Origin of the sequence: Bradyrhizobium sp. USDA 4541 (genome assembly GCF_024171085.1) — a bacterium.
Lineage (GTDB): Bacteria > Pseudomonadota > Alphaproteobacteria > Rhizobiales > Xanthobacteraceae > Bradyrhizobium > Bradyrhizobium australafricanum.
In genome coordinates, this window is the sequence record NZ_JALJZF010000001.1 from 7,209,475 (window position 1) to 7,227,058 (window position 17,584).

Sequence of the window (17,584 nt, forward strand, 5' to 3'; positions counted from 1 at the left end):
AATCCGGTGCCAACTCGACTTTGTTTATAATCCGTCGCGAGATAGCTGTCATCCGGTAATCGTTTGTTAACCCTACCGACGCTGCGCCGGCGACACGGGAAGAATACGGATACTGCGCAGACATTGCTCCGGAATCTCTTGAATTAACTCGGAATTTCCGACGCTCCGCAACATCACTCGCGCCGGTCCGGGTGAATACGGTGCGTGGATTTCCCGGGGTCGGACAGTTACTTCACGGTATCCGCGCCTGCTTTACGCCGGACGTGGACAATGGCCACGTCATCGGCATAGGCCCGCTCCCACTCCGGCAACCGATCGAGCAGGCCCACCGCCGAAGTCGACGGGAATAGCAACGTTGCGTCGATCTTGTACTCATCGAGCAGCCTGACGAAATCCGCTACGTCGCTGAGCCCAATCGCACGCGCATAGCGGGTGAGAAAGGCCGGCCCGTACAGTTCAACGCGTGAATCAATGAACACCGGAACGCCCTGGAAGATCAGGTATCCGCAGAAGTAGTAGTCATTCAGAACGCGATCTGCCTTTTGCTCCTTGAGCTTTTCGACCGCGGCGCGCGGCACGAGTGGCGGCGCGATATCCATCGCCGCGATGACCACACCGCTGGCTATGACAAGAGCCGCGATCGCCGCGAAAATCGCCGATCTTGTCGGGGGCACCACTTTTCGACCGTGCTGCAACTGGGCCCACGACAGATGCTGTGCCAACGGGCCTGCAATGAAGAACGGCGAAACCAGCGCGAGGATGTCGGCATACCGCACGTGGGCGAGAGTTTGATAAATTACCGCCAGAAGCGCGGCGATCCTGATCGGAGGCAGCTTGAGGCCGCTGTACAGCAGGTAGGCAAGGCCAGCGATGAGGCACAGCGTTACGGCATTTAATTCGCCGAAGTCGAGTGGTTGCCACTCGCCGATCTTTGAAAGAATTGCTCCAAGGCGCAAGATGCGCAAAGTAACCAGGATCGATTCCGGCCCATACGGGGTGATGCAGGCGGCCACAAGCGCCAGTACCCCGAAGCGAATCCATTGCATCGCGACCGTCGTGCGAGCGGATTTGTCTGCGGTCCAAAGTGCCTCCAGGGCGAACGGCGCAATCAAGGCCAAGCCCAGCGTGAAGCTTCCGTGCAGATTCGCCCAAAGAGTGATGAGCGGGAGATATGCGAAGGAAGGAGCCCGCCGCTGCTCGCTCGCCTCGACCAGCGCGTTAGCCCACAGCACCATCAGGGGAAAGACCAGGACGTGTGGTCGAGTGAATACGTGGAACGACGTCATAGCAATTCCGGCCGTCAGCAAGATCATGACCGGTATGTTGGGCAGTCTCTTCAGAAGCAAGAGCGCAAGCAGGTAAAACGCGACCGACGCTGAAAGCGCTGCTAGAATCAAGGGCCCCGTCCATCCGGCCAGTTTGTACGCTACGAAATAAAGGACTTCCGATAGCCACTCACTGGTTATCCAGGGTGCACCGCGCATCGTGAAGGAGAACAGATCGACGTGAGGCACGGCACGATGATCAACAATCCACTGGCCAACAACTATGTGCCAATAGAGGTCTGCATCCTTTAATAGGTTGGCACTCCTGGTGATAAGCGTCAGATAGGCGGTTGCGGCAAATATAAGCGGCAACCAAGGCCGAAGGTAATCGCTACGTGCAGGCTCCGGGTTCGGCCCGGTTTCGGTATCCACCAGAAGCGAATGATGGCTTGAACGCATGCTTTCTATCCCGCGCAATCGATCATTGTCTCCAAAAACTTGTAGTCGTTCCGCATCGCCTTGCCGGGGCGCGACGCACTGCTACTAGATCCCGAGTCCCTCTCGCCCGGGCGCGCCAATATCGCCGCCGTTGTCGCTCACGATCATGCGTAATGATGTGGCCGAGCTTGCGTAGCAAGATGAGCGAAGCGTCGACACAACTATATCGCTGGGCGGCGCCAATCTCGAGAAGGATGCCTACGATCAGAACTCCCACTCCATTGACCAATCTCGGGAGAGTTTTACTCTCGTTCCGCAAGTGAGGCTAAAGAACTCCCCGGTTTCTCTCAACAATTTCGAGAGGTCTAATGATGACACGATTCGCGGGCATGCCGCAAAGAATTGCCCTCACTATCGTTTTAGTTGCGTTCATTTCAGCATTGTGGCTCGTCGTTCTTGCGGAAACGGCGCCGATCACGAGTTCAGTCGTTCACAAATATACTGATCCCGACACTTACCTAGATATTTTAGCGCTCATGCACAGTGGGGTAGGCTATTATGAAGCCGCTCACGAAATTCTTTTGGCGCACGGCTACGGCCTACGGTCAGTGTTCAACTGGCGAACCCCGGCCTGGATGGAGCTTCTTTCGCTTCTACCGTCGATCGTCTGGGCGCAAAAGTTGCTGGCGGTTCTTACGTCAGCGACGCTTCTTCTCGCTTACAGGATGATCCGCGCACAGGGCAACATAGCGCTAGCTATACCTGCGATCATCGGGATTTTTTTTAGCATTGTTCTGTTGGCCCGCGATCGAGGCATCGTAATGTCAGAAGTGGCGACCGGCGCGCTGATATTGCTGTCCGTGCTGAACTACGGCAATGGCCAATGGCTTGTCGGTCTATTGGCAGCGCTGGCAGCACTATTCATCCGAGAACTGGCTGCACCGTATATCCTGATCTGCGTTGCCTTTGCCGCATATCGAGCGAATGCGCGAGAACTAGTTGGGTGGGCTTTAGGCCTCTCAGCATACTTTGCATATTTTTCGTGGCATTGGATCGAGGTCATGCAACAAATCGCGCCCACCGATCGCGCCGATCCAAATGGATGGATAAGGTTTGGTGGGATCAGGTTCGTCCTTGAGACCGCGCATTTCAACGGTCTTTTCAATCTGACGCCACTATGGATAACGGCCGCGCTTTTGCCGGCCGCGCTGCTTGGACTTTTTGCATGGCGCGATGGGCTTAGAGCTGCCATCACCGTGACGACCTACCTCTGCATCTTTGCTGTTGTCGGCAAGCCATTCAATGATTATTGGGGAGCGCTGTATACCCCGTTGCTCATGCTCGGGCTCCCCTGGTCGATTCCTGCTGTATATGATGCATTGGCGCCGAGGCGCCCCTTAGCTCCATCCGGCGCCTCCGGAACATAATCCATGAAATCAATGAATTCAGGCGCACCATGGCTCACGTCAATAACACGTCCCGGAATTGCCGCCAGTGGGTGACCGCCAGCGGCGGCTTGCCGGCGTCGGCCGGCGCGGCTGCGCTCTTCATTGAGAAGCTGCGAATGAAGCTTCTGGATCCGCACGTTTCGCTCGAGCAGCGACATTGTCCTTGGCTGGACCTGCCCTGCCAACGCGTTGCGCGGGGCATTTTCCCGATCGAGCAATTCGGGAAACGGCAGCAGCGGCCGCACCAGCTCCGTCGCCTTGATTACGCAGGACGCCTGCTCCACCGCCTGCGTGATGATCAGGCCAGGCATTTCGCTTTGAATCTGAACAGCAGGCAGTGCGGTGCGGCTAACAGATTTAACCTACGAGGACTGGCTCGAACGCGCCTTTGGCCACGAGTCACGCGAGCTCGGAGCCGGCGCTACGCTGGAATTCGGATCGTCAAATTGCACATGGATTAACCTGTCTGGTCAGCACCAGCGCCAGCAGTGACCGAGGCCGAAAGAGCTCTGGTGCAGTCACAGGGCGTCCACTCGCATAAGCGAGTGATCTGCTTTGGCACGGAAGTTAACATTGAACCGCAAAAATACGGATTTGACTCCCTCAGCCGCCTGAAAGCAGCCGCTGTGGCGGACAAGTTCGGCCACGCCCAGCCTAGTAGGTGCCCGCCGCCGTGCTGCGGTCGGACTACCGCCAAAGACCTAAATGACTATTTCTTGAGGCCTTTGGTGGGGTGGAGTAGAATCGTAGAATCTGTGCATTGGCGAAGTCTTTCTAAAAAATTGGATAACCGCATCGAATAGGCGTTTTTTGCATGCGCCGCGTGATCGACACCGCTCCAAAGGATGGGACGTTCGTCATTCTTGAGGATGACGTAAGCGGAAGCTTTGAATCTGCTCAGTGGTCCGCTGAGGGGCGTGGGTGGATCAAGGAAAATGGCGAGCCAAGCGAGATCACGCCGACGCATTGGCTAACAATGCACCTTCCCGAGGAAGGCGATGAATTTATTCTGCAAGATGAATTTATTCCGCCAAAGGAAACTGGATCGATCGCCCCCCCGGCGTCGCCAGGACCCCGCTCTTTTTGTTTCCCCGCGGGCTTGGCCGAACGCGCGAGGGTGACGGAGTTAACTCGTCTGGTTACGAACGCGGACCCGGTCACCGGCGTCCTGGCTGAAGCGCGGGCCGCGCAGAGAAGCAAACAGGAGCGCGGACTGACGGCGCGGCGCGCCATCCCCTCGATCGCCGCGGTGATCGTCGGGGCGTCGCTTATCGGCTGGTATTTCCACGCCGAACTCTCCACCCATGTGACGCGATACATTGGTGGGCAGGATAACGTCAGGTCTGACACAGCTGGCGTGGAGGCCGTCAAGCAAGAGACCCAGATCCCAAAAGACGATCTGGAAAAAGCCGATTCATCGGTTCGGGATCCGGCACTTCATCAGCAGGCTGACCGGGCGATATCACAGACACCGCGTGATACCGCACAGGGCAAGCAAGCTGTGGAGGCAATGGAGCCGGAAGAGCAACAGTCTGCTGAAAAGGAGCAGCGCCGCGCAGAGGACTTAGCACATGAACTGGCGAGGTCGCAGCAGATCATTGAGACGCAGATAGCGCAGACAAATAAGGCGCGCAACCAGGCGGCGCAGCGCAATCAGGTCGCCGAGAAGGTGACGGGAGAGCTGCGACAATCTTTGAAAACGGAGCAAGACGGGACCGAGGCACTGACGGGCGAGGTTGCGAAGATGCGGCGGCATCTCGAGACCCAGCTGGCGCTGTCAAGCAAGGCCACTGACGAGGCCACGCAGGCGAAGAAAGCCGCCGAGAGTGCCACGGCGGAGCTGCGACAGTCTTTGAAGATGGAGCACGACAGGGCCGAGGCACTGACTGGCGAACTCGCGAGGGTACGGGCGGAGCTGGAAAGCCAGCTGGCGCTATCAAGCAAGGCCGGGGGCGGAGCGGCGCAGGCGAAGCAGGCCACCAAGGGCGCGAGGGCGGAGCTGCGACAGTCTCTGAAGAAGGAGCGCGACAGCGCCGATGCGCCGGCACCGGGCCGCGAACCCACGCTGACTCAAGCCGCGGAGACGGCTGCGACAGAGCAGCCAGCGGCCGCTGAGGCGCAAGGTGATCCGGAAGTTGCCAGGTTGCTGGCGCGCGCCAGCGCTCTGCTCGTCCAGGGGGATATCGGTGCAGCGCGGATCGTACTCGAACACGCTGTCGGGACGGGTAGCGCACAGGCGAGCTTCATGCTCGCGGAGACATATGATCCCCTCGTTCTTTCCACGTGGAAGACCTACGGAACGCGCGGCGATGTGACGAAGGCGCGCGACCTATACGCAAAGGCGCTTGCAGGCGGCATCCAGCAGGCCAAGGATCGGTCTGTCGCGCTGCATTAGGGGGAGGATGCGGGGAAGCTACCATGCGCCCCCGTAACGGTCATTCTGGCTGCCATCCATCGCTAACGAACGGCCAGAGAACAGCGCCGCACTCAAGGCGGGCGTCTCGCGAAAATCGACCGAGCGCAGCCATCATAGGCCTTCCACGGAATCCGTACTTCCACGGAACTTCAGGAAGATTTTAGCAAATAGACGTGAATTCACTCGGGGTCTAAATGCAATTGAATATTCGTTCCATTGTTTATTCCGGGAAATATAGGCGTTCTCTTAATGATTTTGTGTCACGGCTGAAGCATTGATTTGTGCTTTCCGGTCCTCGTGAATGATCAATGAGGATTGTCGTGGCCTTTTATTATTCGAGGTTTTTTCATATCCGCCGCCTGCGCTCGGATGAGTGCGGCGCCGTCAACGTGATCATGGGTGTCCTGCTCGTTCCTCTGATCGGAGCCCTGGGTATCGGCTTTGAGGTTTCGAACTGGTCCATGATGACGCGCGGCATGCAAAACGCGGCCGATGCGGCCGCTCTCGCGGCTGCGACCAACAACGGCTCAAACTACGATGTCGAAGCCAAGGCGGTCGCGGCGCGATATGGATTCGTAGATGGCACGAGCAACGTCAGCGTCACCGTCTCCAACGCGGCAGCTTGTCCCGGCGGTGGCAACAATTGCTATAGCGCGACCATTTCAGGTTATGTGCCGCTGTATCTGTCGCAGGTTATCGGATACAGGGGTGACGCAACATTAAATGGTGGCTCAGCAAAGCAGATCGGTGCCGCATCGGTTGCAAAACGGCCGAGCACGCCGACAGACTTTTGCTTGCTGGCGCTTGGACCTCAAGGGATCCGGTCCAACGGTGCACCAAAGGCCAGCATGGCCTGCAACGCGATGTCGAACACGGGATCGACGTGCAACGGCGGCAATCTGGGGGCACCGATCGGTGCGGCACACAACACCAATAACGGCTGCGGCGTAACGCAGTATTCGAATGTGCCCGCGGTCGTGGATACCTATGCAGCCCTCGCCAGCAAAATTCCACCCGATCCCTGCAGCTCCTATCCGCAGGAACCGACCAAAAAGAAAGATCCGGCCTTGCCGGCCAGTAACCAATGGTCCGGTTCCCAATCACTCGGCAGTACCTTCGTGGTCTGTGGTGATCTTCAACTGACCGGAAATGTCACCATCGACGCGCCGGCGGGAACGGTGCTGGTCATCGAAAACGGTCAATTGGACACCAACGGCTACGCGTTGACGACGACCAAGGGGACCGGCCTTACAGTGATCTTCTCTGGCGATAATTCGGGTTCGTACACCCACGGCCCGACGGGGGGTGGCACGCTCGACATCGCCGCACCGACATCCGGAACCTGGTCAGGCGTCGCCATCTACCAGGATCCGAAGCTGACGAATGGTGTGGACGTTTCGGCGGCCGGCAACAGTCCGGCGTGGGACATCACCGGCCTCGTCTATCTGCCGAATTCGAGCGTCACCTTGAGCGGCGCCGTGAACAAAGCCGGTTTCGGTAAATCCTGCTTTGCGATGGTCGTCAAGGATATCACCGTGAACGGAACGGGGATGATTCTGCCGAATGGCGAATGCGTTCCTGCAGGATTGTCGATGCCGAACACGACGATCCCGGGCAGAGCGATGTTGGTCTTATGAAACGGCCCCTGACATGGCCGAGGTCGTTACGTAAATCGCCGCGCGGCTTCCCTGCTCAGATCAAGGCGATCGGGACCGATCAACGTGGCGTAGCCGCGGTCGAGTTCGGTCTGTTCGTAATCATACTCGCGGTCGCCCTCGCAAACGTCACCGATGTATCGCTCTACATCTACCAGCGGATGCAGCTGGAGAACGCCACGCAAGCGGCCGGCCAGGCCGCGTGGAAGACCTGCGATCTGTCGCAACTGCCGGCCACGACGAACTGCCCCGGCCTGACAATCGCGATACAGAATGCCCTTCAGAGCACATCCCTGGGGACGCGGGTCTCGATGATCTCGGGATCGCCGTCGGAGGGCTATTACTGCATAAATTCGTCGAACGCGTTGCAATACGTCAGTAATGTCACGTCAAAGCCTGCCGATTGTTCTGCCGCCGGCATGCCAACCTTGCAGCCTGGCGATTATATCGTCATCCAAACAACGTTCAGCTACGCGCCATTATTCCCGGGGCTCAGTATCGCCAGTGGTCTCCCGACACCCATCAACGGAACGGCAATGATCAGATTAGGCTGACCGTGCGAAAGCTCCTGAAAACTTTACGCCTCGATCAACGCGGAACGACAGCGCTCGAGTTCGCTCTTATTGCGCCCATTTTGATCGCGCTCCTTGTCGGCACCATCACACTGTGCATCGGCCTCTTTCTCATCGGCAGCCTGCACTTTGCCGTGGAAGACGGCGCCCGGTGTGCGTCTATCAAAACTACAGTCTGCTCGGATGCCGCGACAACGCTTGCCTACACCAAGAGCCGGTATTTCGGCCCAAATGTATCACCCACCTTCACCTATACCACTGCTGCTTGCGGCAATTCCGTCAGCGCGTCGGTCAACTACTCAATGAATGTGGGGTCCAGGACATTGGTGATCCCGATTTCGGCAACGGCCTGTTTTCCCTGATATTGAATCGTTCTTTCCCCGCGTCTGCGCCGGTTGGTGTCTAACAAACGCGCGCTCCCGCCTGTAGGCAATGCATCCATGCGAGGCCGGGCTTGCTCGCCTAAGCGGCGCCGCGGATGGCCTCCCCTCCGCGGGCCTAATCTAGATCGCTCCGAATCCCCCAATACAATAGCACGACAGGCTAGAGGGGTCCCTGTGTTCACGCAGCGTCGTTTCAAATACGAAATGAGTGCCTGATCTGCCTCAGCATGGCCAGTGTCGCGTCGGTGTACCGACCATACGTGAGATACTGATCTACTTGCGATGCTCCAAGCACCACTAATGCGGCTATCGCGAAGCCCTTGATCATAGTGGCCCTCTCCTACGAAAGAGACCGCCAACCTGGCGTACGCATAGTACGCACACGACGAGGGCCGCCCGATTGACGCATGCGCGCGGGTCTCGAGAGCGCTATGATGGCGTTGGGTGAAGATCAGGCGGCCCGCTGATCGGAGGGCTCTGCAGCCTGGCGCAGAAGCTTCCATTCCCAGGGCAGCAGTTCGTGCAGACGCGAAGTGGGAAGATCGGCGATACGGGTGAGGACGTCGGCAAGCCAGGCCTTTGGATCGACGTCATTGAGACGACACGTCGTGATCATCGTCAGCATGATGGCGGCACGGTTGGCCCCACGCTGGCTGCCGGCGAAGGTCCAGTTGCGCCGTCCCAAGGCGATGCCTCTCAATGCGCGTTCAGCGCAATTGTTGGTCAAGCAGATCCTGCCGTCGTCGAGGAAGCGGGCGAAGCCCTCCCAGCGCCTGAGCATGTAGTTGATCGGCTTCAGGACCTCGGACGAGCGCGAGAGGGTTTCGCGCTCGCGCAGCAGCCAGGCGTGCATGTCGTCGAGAAGCGGCTTGCTCTGTTCCTGGCGGACGGCGCGCCGGTCGTCAGCGTCACAGCCGTTGATGGCGCGCTCGATCTCGAACAACGCGTCCAGCCGCTTGACCGCCTCCAGTGCGATCGGGGAGACCGGTTTACCCTTCTTGCCCTCCCGAGCATTTTTCTCGATGTCAGCCAGCTCGAAGAAGCCTCGCCGGGCATGGGCAAAGCAATACGCCGGCGTAATTGGTAGTGTCTTCTTCTGCGGATCGAACAGCGGCTCGAAGCCGTTGTAGCAATCGGCTTGCAGGATGCCGGCGAAGGCGGCCAGATGCTTCTGGGGATGCTCGCCTCGTCGGTCACCCGAGGCGTAATAGACCGCCGCAGGCGGCGCAGGCCCGGCAAAGGGCCGATCATCCCGTACATACGTCCAGATCCGTCCGGTCGTGCACTTGCCCTTCGCCAGGATCCGGATGGTAGTGTCATCGCCATGAAGGCGCTCGGCAGCGAGCACATGGCGTTCGATCAGGTGGAAGAGCGGCATGACCGCGAAGGTCCCGTGGCCGACCTGGTCCGCCAGCGTCGACAACGACAGGTCGATCCTCTCGCTCTTGAAGCGCGCGCTTTGGCGGTTGAGCGGGATATGCATGCCGAACTTGTCGAACAGGATGGTCGCCAGCAATTGTGGACCGATGAAGCCGCGCGGCGTGGCATGGAACGGCGCAGGCGCCTGACTGATCGTCTCGCAATCGCGGCAGGTGAACTTCTCGCGTACCGTCTCTATGACCTTGAAGCGGCGCGGGATCTCCTCCAGCGTCTTGGTCACATCCTCGCCGACCTTCGCCAGCCGTGATCCACCGCAGCAGGCGCAGGTCGTTGGAGCTTCAACGACGACGCGCTCGTGTTCGATATCGTCTGGCCAAGGCTTGCGCACCGGCCGCTTACGCGTGAAGGGACGGACGTTCTGCGTCTTCGCCGCCGCCGCCTGAGCGGCAAGCTCATCCTCGCTCGCCGTGGTTACGAGTTCCTCGAGCTCCAACTCCAACTGCTCGAGCAGCCGTGCCGAGCGCTCGGATCGCTGCCCGTGCAGTTCGCGCTTGAGCTTCTCGATCCGCAGCTCAAGATGTGCGATCAGCGCTTCGTTGTCCGACAGCTCCGCCCGCGCACTGGCGGCATCCGCGACGGCGACATCGCGCTCAGCCTGCAACATCTCTCGCTCGGCCAGCAGCGCAAGGTAGGCGCTCGCGAGGTCAGAAGGAAGATCGTCCGGCTTCGATGTCATGAAGCCATTGAATCAGATCGAGCAGCAGATTCAAATCGTAAAAGCGGCTATCCGACCCGCGTCGGCCGATGGGTTTCTTGAGGGTTACGCCAATCGATTCCGGACAACAGGTAGCTCATCTGAGCCGGCGAGATCGTCACAGCTTCACCCGCAACCGATGGCCAGACGAACTTTCCTCTCTCGAGTCTCTTGGTGAACAGGCATGCTCCCTGGCCATCGTGCCAGATCACCTTCACAAGATCGCTTCGGCGACCGCGGAAGACGAACAGATGACCGCTGAGCGGGTCCTTGCGCAGCACCTCCTGCACCTGGAGTGCCAACGACGGAAAGCCTCGGCGCATGTCCGTGTAGCCTGTCGCGAGCCACACTCGCGCGCCCGTGGGAACTGGGATCATCGGCGGACCAAAGCATCGAGAACACGACGTAGCGCGTCTCCATCAACGTCGCCATCGACCCGGATGCGGTGCCCGGTACCAAGATCAATCTCGATGATGCCGTGGCTCTTGCGTCGACGCGTCGTCGTCGTCAACGGCGCTTCGGCCACCTCCCGCGGTGGCGCGGACGACCCAATCTCGACCGGAACAAACGGCGCTATGCTCGCTTCGCCGTGCCTGCAAAGCTCCTTGCGCCACCTGAACAGCTGGCTCACATGAAGCCCGGCCACGCGAGCCACCTCGGAAACATTGGCGCCGGGCTCCAGCGACGCTGCAACAAGCCGTTCCTTCTCATCTTGCGACCAGCGGCGCCGCCGCTCGACCGACGTGATCACCTCCGCCCTCGAAATCGTCATAGCGCTTCTCCTAGGATTACCCCTAGGACCTGCAGCGATCGCGTTCGTCAAACAAGGCGGCCCTCAACGGAGGGATACTACGCATACGACGAAGACCGCCTGATTGACGCATGCGCGCGGGCGCGGCGGGCTCTATGATGGCGTTGCGTGAAGGTCAGGCGGCCTGCTGACCGGCGGCTTGGCGCAGGAGTTTCCATTCCCAGGGCAGCAGTTCGTGCAGACGCGAAGCGGGAAGATCGGCGATACGGGCGAGGACGTCGGCAAGCCAGGCCTTGGGATCGACGTCGTTGAGGTGACAGGTCGTGATCATCGTCAGCATGATGGCGGCGCGGTCGGCGCCACGCTGGCTGCCGGCGAAGGTCCAGTTGCGCCTTCCCAATGCGATGCCTCTCAATGCGCGCTCGGCACAATTGTTGGTCAAGCAGATCCTGCCATCGTCGAGGAAGCGGGCGAAGTCGTCCCAGCGCCTGAGCATGTAGTTGATCGGCTTCAGGACCTCGGAGGAGCGCGAGAGGGTTTCGCGCTCACGCAGCAGCCAAGCGTGCATGTCCTCGAGAAGCGGCTTGCTGTTTTCCTGGCGCACGGCGCGCCGCTCGTCGGCGCCACGGCCGTTGATGGCGCGCTCGATCTCGAACAACGCATCGAGGCGCTTGACCGCCTCCAGCGCGATCGGAGAGACCGGCTTGCCCTTCTTGCCTTCCCGAGCATTTTTCTCGATGTCAGCCAGCTCGAAGAAGCCCCGCCGCGCATGGGCAAAGCAAAACGCCGGCGTAATCGGCAGCGCCTTCTTCTGCGGGTCGAACAGCGGCTCGAAGCCGTTGTAGCAATCGGCTTGCAGGATACCGGCGAAGGCCGCCAGATGCTTCTGGGGATGCTCGCCTCGTCGATCGCTCGAGGCGTAATAGACCGCCGCCGGCGGCGCAGGCCCGGCGAAGGGCCGGTCATCCCGCACATAAGTCCAGATCCGCCCGGTCGTGCACTTGCCCTTCGCCAGGATACGGATGGTGGTGTCATCGCCATGAAGACGCTCGGCCGCGAGCACATGGCGTTCGATCAAGTGGAAGAGCGGCATGACGGCGAAGGTCCCGTGGCCGACCTGGTCCGCCAGCGTCGACAACGGCAGGTCGATCCCCTCGGCCTTGAAGCGCGCACTCTGGCGGTTGAGCGGGATGTGCATGCCGAACTTGTCGAACAGCATCGTCGCCAGCAATTGTGGGCCGATGAAGCCACGCGGCGTGGCATGGAACGGCGCCGGCGGCTGGCTGATCTTCTCGCAATCGCGGCAGGTAAATTTCTCCCGTACCGTCTCGATCAGCTTGAAGCGCCGCGGGATCTCCTCCAGCGTCCCGGTCACATCCTCACCGATCTTCGCCAACCGCGATCCACCACAGCAGGCGCAGGTCGTTGGAGCCTCAATGACGACGCGCTCGCGTTCGATGTCGTCCGGCCACGGCTTGCGCACCGGCCGCTTGCGCATGAAGGGGCGGACGTTCTGCGTCTTCGCCGCTGCGGCCTGCGCGGCAAGCTCATCCTCGCTCGCTGTGGTGACGAGCTCTTCCAGCTCTAGCTCCAACTGCTCGAGCAGCCGTGCCGTGCGTTCGGAGCGTTGCCCGTACAGTTCGCGTTTCAGCTTCTCGATGCGCAACTCGAGATGCGCGATCAGCGCCTCGGTATCCGACAGTTGCGCCTGCGCATTCGCGGCTTGCGCCTGCCAATTGGCAGCCACCGCCTCAGCTCGCAGCCGTGCCTCACGCTCGGCCTGCAGCGCCGCCAGGGCACTGACGAGGTCCGATGGAAGATCGTCCGGCTTCGATATCATGAAGCCATTGAATCAGATCAAGCAGCAGATTCAAACCGTAAAAGCGGCTATCCGACCCGCGTCGGCCGATGGGTTTCTTGAGGGTTACGCCAATCGATTCCAGACAGCAGATAGCTCAACTGCGCCGGCGAGATCGTTACCGATTCTCCGGTAACCGATGGCCAGATGAACTTTCCTCTCTCGAGTCTTTTTGTGAACAAGCAGGCTCCCTGGCCATCGTGCCAGATCGCCTTCACAAGATCGCTGCGGCGACCGCGGAAGACGAACAGATGACCGCTGAGCGGGTCTTTGTGCAGCACCTCCTGCACTTGGAGTGCCAGCGACGGAAAGCCTCTGCGCATATCCGTGTAGCCTGTCGCGAGCCACACTCGCACATTCCCCGGTATCGCAATCATCGGCGTCCAAGCACATCGAGGACCCGCGCTAACGCCTCCGGATCGACGTGCGCATCCACCCGGATGCACCGTCGGTTGCCGAGATCGATCTCTATCAATCCAGTACGCGCGGCTGTCACGGAGCGAACTCGGCCATCAACCGTAGGCAAAAGCTTCGGAGCTTCCTCAGCCGAGGCCGCTACGGCGGCGATCTGCACCGGCGTAAAAGATGGCACAACTTGTTCCGATGTCCGTGCTTGTCGACGCCAGGTAAACACCAGGCTGGCCGCTACTCCATTGCGACGCGCAACCTCAGTCACCTTCGCGCCCGGTGCCAATGTCTCCTCGACAATCCGTGCCTTGTCGTCCTGCGACCAGCGCCGCCGCCGCTCCAACCCGCCCAAAACCTCGACCCGCATCGCCTGATGACCTTAAAGCTAGACTTAAGGCCACACGCTTCGCGAATTGCCACCCATCACGCAAGACGGCCCCCGTCGGATGCGTACAACCTGGCTGTCAGAGTTTCAGTTGTGTCGAAACTTTGCTGTCGCTGCTCGCGACCTAGCTACAATAGTGAATGCTGGCCGAAAACGGTAACCAGAGCCTTAAGCGAGCGCGGGGTGGGTCTAAGTTCCGGGAAAAAGCGCGACGGGCACGACCTGTATGCCAGCTAAGGGCGAGCTCGCCGGACATTGCTCTCCCGCTTTTTGGTTGCGTGGCGAAACGGACCGAGCGCTCTCCGCCGCGTTCGGTCTCGTAGGCCGTTATGGCAATCGATGGTTCGCGTTCCGAGGTAGAGCAGCATTAACCAGGGATGGGCCGAAGGCGTAAGCAGAACCCGCGCTTCAGTTACCTGTCACACCGAATCTGGCTGGCCAGCTTGCGCCAGTGATAGCCACGCTTTTCGACGTCCTCGCGGATTTTTTCGCTCACCGATCGCACGGTGCGCTTCCTTTTGCGCCAATTTCCGCCAAGGTTCGAAGGAATGGGAAGTCCGCGTCGGATAACCAGCAGATCGTTCTTCCCACTCAAGTATACATCGTACATGAGAGCGCCCTGTTGCGGGGAGCAACATAGACCTATGCAGGGCACCGTTGGTGGCACGGGCGCCACAGCAATTTCAAAACAATTATGTCGGCGCCAGTTAACTAAATCTTCGAGGGATGCGTCCAAGGCTCACTTCTGCCGGAACGCATGATTGAACGACATCACGAGCGGCCCCACGATGTAGTCAAATGCGGTTCGTTGAATCGTCGGGATCATCACCGTTGCCGGCATTCCCGGATAAAGGCGAATGTTGGGCATGGTCGCCAGCTCGTCCTGATCGATCCGAACGAAGGCCGTGTAATAGGGATTGTTGGTCTTGGGATCAGTCAAGCGGTCCGCCGAGACCTGAATGACGTCGCCATGAATGATCGGGACGATCCGCTGCTTGTAGGCGGTTAGGTGAACTTCCGCGCGCGTGTTCGGATGCACGTCGCTGATATCCTCGACCGCCACCTGCGCCTCGATTGTGAGCGAATCCTCGTCGGGCACGATGTCCAGGATTTTATCGCCGCGCTGGATCACGCCTCCCACCGAAAACACGCTCAGCCCAACCACGCGTCCGGTATAGGGAGCACGAATTTCCATCCGGCCGAGCACGGCTTTGGCGTTCGTCGCCTTCGGGATGACCTCCAGGAGCTTGGCTTGCGTATCGCGCAAATCCTTCGTGACGTCGGTCATCCGATCGTTGTCGAACTGGGCGATCTGCTGCTCCTGCTCGGCGATCGCCTGGCGGGCCTTGGCGATGTTGGCGTTTGCATCGGCGATCTGGCCTTCGAGACCGTACGCCGTCCGCTCCAGCTGCAGGATGCGGGGACGGGCGATCAACCCGCGTTCGACGAGCGGGGCGATGTCTTTGGCTTCCTTGCGTACTGAGTCGATCTGGTTGGTGAACGATTTCACCTGCGCTTCCGAGCCAACGATCTGGGACCCCAGCTGGTTGATTTTCTCACGGACGACGCTTCTTTGTCCTTCGAGCGACGCCCGGCGGCTGTCAAACTGACTGAGCTGCCCATTCCAGACGCTTTTGAAATAGGGATCGTCAGAGCGTGCCTTCAGATCCGGCGGCATGACCAGCGCGGATCCGTGGTCGAGTTCGGTCAGAAGCCGGACTTCCGTTGCACGAAGCACGGCATATTGCTGAGTCAGCACCTCGAATTCCGCGCGAGCCTGGGTCTCGTCGAGAACGATCAGCAGATCGCCTGCGAGGACCCTGTCGCCCTCCCTGACGTGCAATTCCTTGACGATGCCGCCGTCGAGGTGCTGGAGGCTCTTGCGGTTGCCGTCGATCTTCACGACCGCGTTGGCGACCACCGCACCGTTGAGCGGCGCAGTCACGGCCCAGGTACCGATCCCGCCGAAAAAGACCGCGATGATCAGCCACCCCGCTATTGCAACCTTGCGAATGGAGTCGTTTGGCGATCCATCTTTGTTGGCGCGTTTTGTTCCGCGTGGGGCAGCGGCGGGACGCATCGACAGATCTGTGACATCAAGCAATGTCATGATTTCTCCTAACCGGTCGCTCCCCGAACTGCAGGAACCGGCACAGGCCGCGTGAGGCGCGCCAGGATTTCGCTCCGCGGTCCGAACATCTCGGCCACGCCTTCGCGCAACACCAATATCTTGTCGACCACGCCGATCGTGGCCGGCCTATGCGAAATGATCACCACCGTGGTCCCGCGCTTCTTCAGCTGCGTGATGCAGTCGGCGAGCGCCGCATCGCCCTCGGCATCAAGGTTCGAGCTCGGCTCATCGAGCACGACCAGGCTCGGATTGCCGTAGACCGCGCGTGCGAGGCCGATGCGCTGGCGGTAGCCTCCGGACAGGATCGCGCCGCCCTCCCCGACCTGGGTATCGTAGCCATCGACGAGCCGCAGGATCATCTCGTGCACGTCGGCCATTCGCGCCGCCAGAATGATGTCCTTGTCGTCACCGTCCTTGAACCTGCAAATATTGGCTGCCACCGTATCGGCAAACAGCTCGATATCCTGCGGTAGATAGCCAAGATGCTCGCCGAGCGACGACCTGATCCAGCTCGAAACGTCAGACCCGTCGAGGCGAACGGCCCCTGCGGATGGCGCCTGAACGCCGACAATATGACGCGCGAGCGTGGATTTGCCGGCGCCAGAGGGGCCAATGATTCCCAGGACTTCACCCGGTTCGATCTGGAAGGTGACCCCGCGCAGAATGGGCTTCGACGTTCCAGGCGCAGCAAAGGACAGCGCTTCGACGGAAAGACGGCCTTCGGGCCGCGGCAGCGTCAGTCCTGTTTCACGCGGCGGGTTGGCTGCCAACAGCTCGCGCACCCGCAGGAACGCGCCGCGGGCCGAGACGAGACTGCGCCATGATCCAACGATCTGTTCGATCGGCTGCAACGCGCGGCCAAGCAGGATGCTGGCGGCGAACATGGCACCGGCGGTGGTCATGCGCTCGATCACCAGATAGGCACCAAGACCGAGGATCAGGGATTGCATCGAAAGCCGCAGGAAACGGATCATGCTCTGCATGGTCGCCGCGCGATCGCTTGCGGCGACCTGGCGCTCGAGCATGCGGTCGCGGTCGCGGCTCCAGCGCTTCAGGAGGCCACCGGTCATCCCCATGGCGCGCACCACTTCGGTGTTGCGCAGGCTCATTTCGGTGAAACCGTAATTTCGGTTCGCCGCCTCGCCGGATTCGGAGAGCGGAGGCTTGACGATCCATTCATTGAGAAAGGCCATCAACACCAGAATGATAGAAGATCCCAGCGCAAATTCGCCCAGGAACGGGTGCAGGCAAAAGATCACCGCGATGTAGATCGGCGACCACGGCAGATCGAAGATTGCGTGAATTCCGGACCCGGTGATGAACTGGCGGAACGTATCAAAATCACGCAAGAGCTGGCTGCGCGCGCCGCCGATTTTTGCCGAATGGTCGATGATGGCGGTCATCACCCGCGGCGCGATCTTGCGATCGAGGCGAATGCTGGTGCGTGTCAGCACGCGTGCGCGCACCGCGTCAAGGCCCGCGAGCGCCATGAACGCCAGCAACAGCGCGAGAGTCAGCATCAGCAGCGTGATCTCGCTGGCGCTGGAGATCACGCGGTCATAGACCTGCAGCATGTACAGCGGGCCCGCTAGGTAGAGCAGGTTAATGGCAAGGCTGAATATGGCCGCAGTGACAAAATAGCTCTGGCAGGCTTGCAGCGACTGCCGGAATTCATCCGCTTTTTTACGGGAGATACTCACGCGGAAATTGGCCGGAGCCACCCTCTAAACATGATCGCTG

14 protein-coding genes are annotated in these 17,584 nt (G+C 60.1%); 5 read left to right on the plus strand and 9 right to left on the minus strand.

Annotation, left to right across the window (positions count from 1 at the left end):
- Window positions 1–227: 227 nt before the first annotated feature.
- Window positions 228–1,724, minus strand: a complete 1,497-nt coding sequence (locus J2R80_RS34985; protein ID WP_253640189.1) for a hypothetical protein — start codon at window positions 1,722–1,724, stop codon at window positions 228–230.
- A gap of 347 nt (window positions 1,725–2,071) precedes the next feature.
- Between J2R80_RS34985 and J2R80_RS34990 the strand changes: the two genes are divergently transcribed.
- The 5 genes from J2R80_RS34990 (at window position 2,072) to J2R80_RS35010 (ending at window position 8,156) form a co-directional block, all read left to right on the plus strand.
- On the plus strand, window positions 2,072–3,130 hold the full coding sequence (locus J2R80_RS34990; RefSeq protein WP_253640190.1) for a hypothetical protein: 1,059 nt from the start codon (window positions 2,072–2,074) through the stop codon (window positions 3,128–3,130).
- Between the two features lie 835 nt (window positions 3,131–3,965).
- Entirely contained in the window at window positions 3,966–5,546 is a 1,581-nt protein-coding gene (locus tag J2R80_RS34995; protein ID WP_253640191.1) for a hypothetical protein, read from the plus strand.
- A gap of 341 nt (window positions 5,547–5,887) precedes the next feature.
- On the plus strand, window positions 5,888–7,204 hold the full coding sequence (locus J2R80_RS35000) for a TadE/TadG family type IV pilus assembly protein (protein ID WP_253640192.1): 1,317 nt from the start codon (window positions 5,888–5,890) through the stop codon (window positions 7,202–7,204).
- On the plus strand, window positions 7,201–7,776 hold the full coding sequence (locus tag J2R80_RS35005; protein WP_092090350.1) for a TadE/TadG family type IV pilus assembly protein: 576 nt from the start codon (window positions 7,201–7,203) through the stop codon (window positions 7,774–7,776). Before J2R80_RS35000 ends, J2R80_RS35005 begins: the two co-directional genes overlap by 4 nt.
- A 2-nt stretch (window positions 7,777–7,778) precedes the next feature.
- Window positions 7,779–8,156, plus strand: coding sequence for a TadE/TadG family type IV pilus assembly protein (locus J2R80_RS35010; protein WP_210189659.1), 378 nt, complete (start codon window positions 7,779–7,781; stop codon window positions 8,154–8,156).
- Between the two features lie 472 nt (window positions 8,157–8,628).
- On the opposite strand, the gene J2R80_RS35015 is transcribed toward J2R80_RS35010, so the two are convergent.
- The 8 genes from J2R80_RS35015 to J2R80_RS35050 all read right to left on the minus strand — a co-directional run bounded on the left by J2R80_RS35015 (window position 8,629) and on the right by J2R80_RS35050 (window position 17,538).
- Entirely contained in the window at window positions 8,629–10,293 is a 1,665-nt protein-coding gene (locus J2R80_RS35015; protein WP_057016788.1) for an IS66 family transposase, read from the minus strand.
- A 47-nt stretch (window positions 10,294–10,340) separates the two neighbouring features.
- Window positions 10,341–10,688: an IS66 family insertion sequence element accessory protein TnpB gene (gene tnpB / locus J2R80_RS35020; protein WP_057016787.1), complete on the minus strand. Its 348-nt coding sequence runs from the start codon at window positions 10,686–10,688 to the stop codon at window positions 10,341–10,343.
- Window positions 10,685–11,083: a transposase gene (locus J2R80_RS35025; protein ID WP_057016786.1), complete on the minus strand. Its 399-nt coding sequence runs from the start codon at window positions 11,081–11,083 to the stop codon at window positions 10,685–10,687. The genes tnpB (J2R80_RS35020) and J2R80_RS35025 overlap by 4 nt, the downstream gene beginning before the upstream one ends.
- 154 nt (window positions 11,084–11,237) lie before the next feature.
- The gene (locus J2R80_RS35030) at window positions 11,238–12,902 is read right to left on the minus strand and encodes an IS66 family transposase (protein WP_253637928.1); all 1,665 of its coding nucleotides are present in this window, start codon (window positions 12,900–12,902) and stop codon (window positions 11,238–11,240) included.
- Window positions 12,903–12,949: 47 nt separating this feature from the next.
- Window positions 12,950–13,297, minus strand: a complete 348-nt coding sequence (gene tnpB, locus J2R80_RS35035; protein WP_092084175.1) for an IS66 family insertion sequence element accessory protein TnpB — start codon at window positions 13,295–13,297, stop codon at window positions 12,950–12,952.
- A complete protein-coding gene (locus tag J2R80_RS35040) occupies window positions 13,294–13,695 on the minus strand; it encodes a transposase (protein WP_139486052.1) in 402 nt (133 codons plus the stop codon). The genes tnpB (J2R80_RS35035) and J2R80_RS35040 overlap by 4 nt, the downstream gene beginning before the upstream one ends.
- A gap of 757 nt (window positions 13,696–14,452) precedes the next feature.
- On the minus strand, window positions 14,453–15,823 hold the full coding sequence (locus J2R80_RS35045; RefSeq protein WP_229162499.1) for an HlyD family type I secretion periplasmic adaptor subunit: 1,371 nt from the start codon (window positions 15,821–15,823) through the stop codon (window positions 14,453–14,455).
- Window positions 15,824–15,831: 8 nt separating this feature from the next.
- Window positions 15,832–17,538 (minus strand): type I secretion system permease/ATPase, encoded by a 1,707-nt coding sequence (locus tag J2R80_RS35050; RefSeq protein WP_375162669.1) that lies wholly within the window; start codon window positions 17,536–17,538, stop codon window positions 15,832–15,834.
- Window positions 17,539–17,584 lie beyond the last annotated feature (46 nt).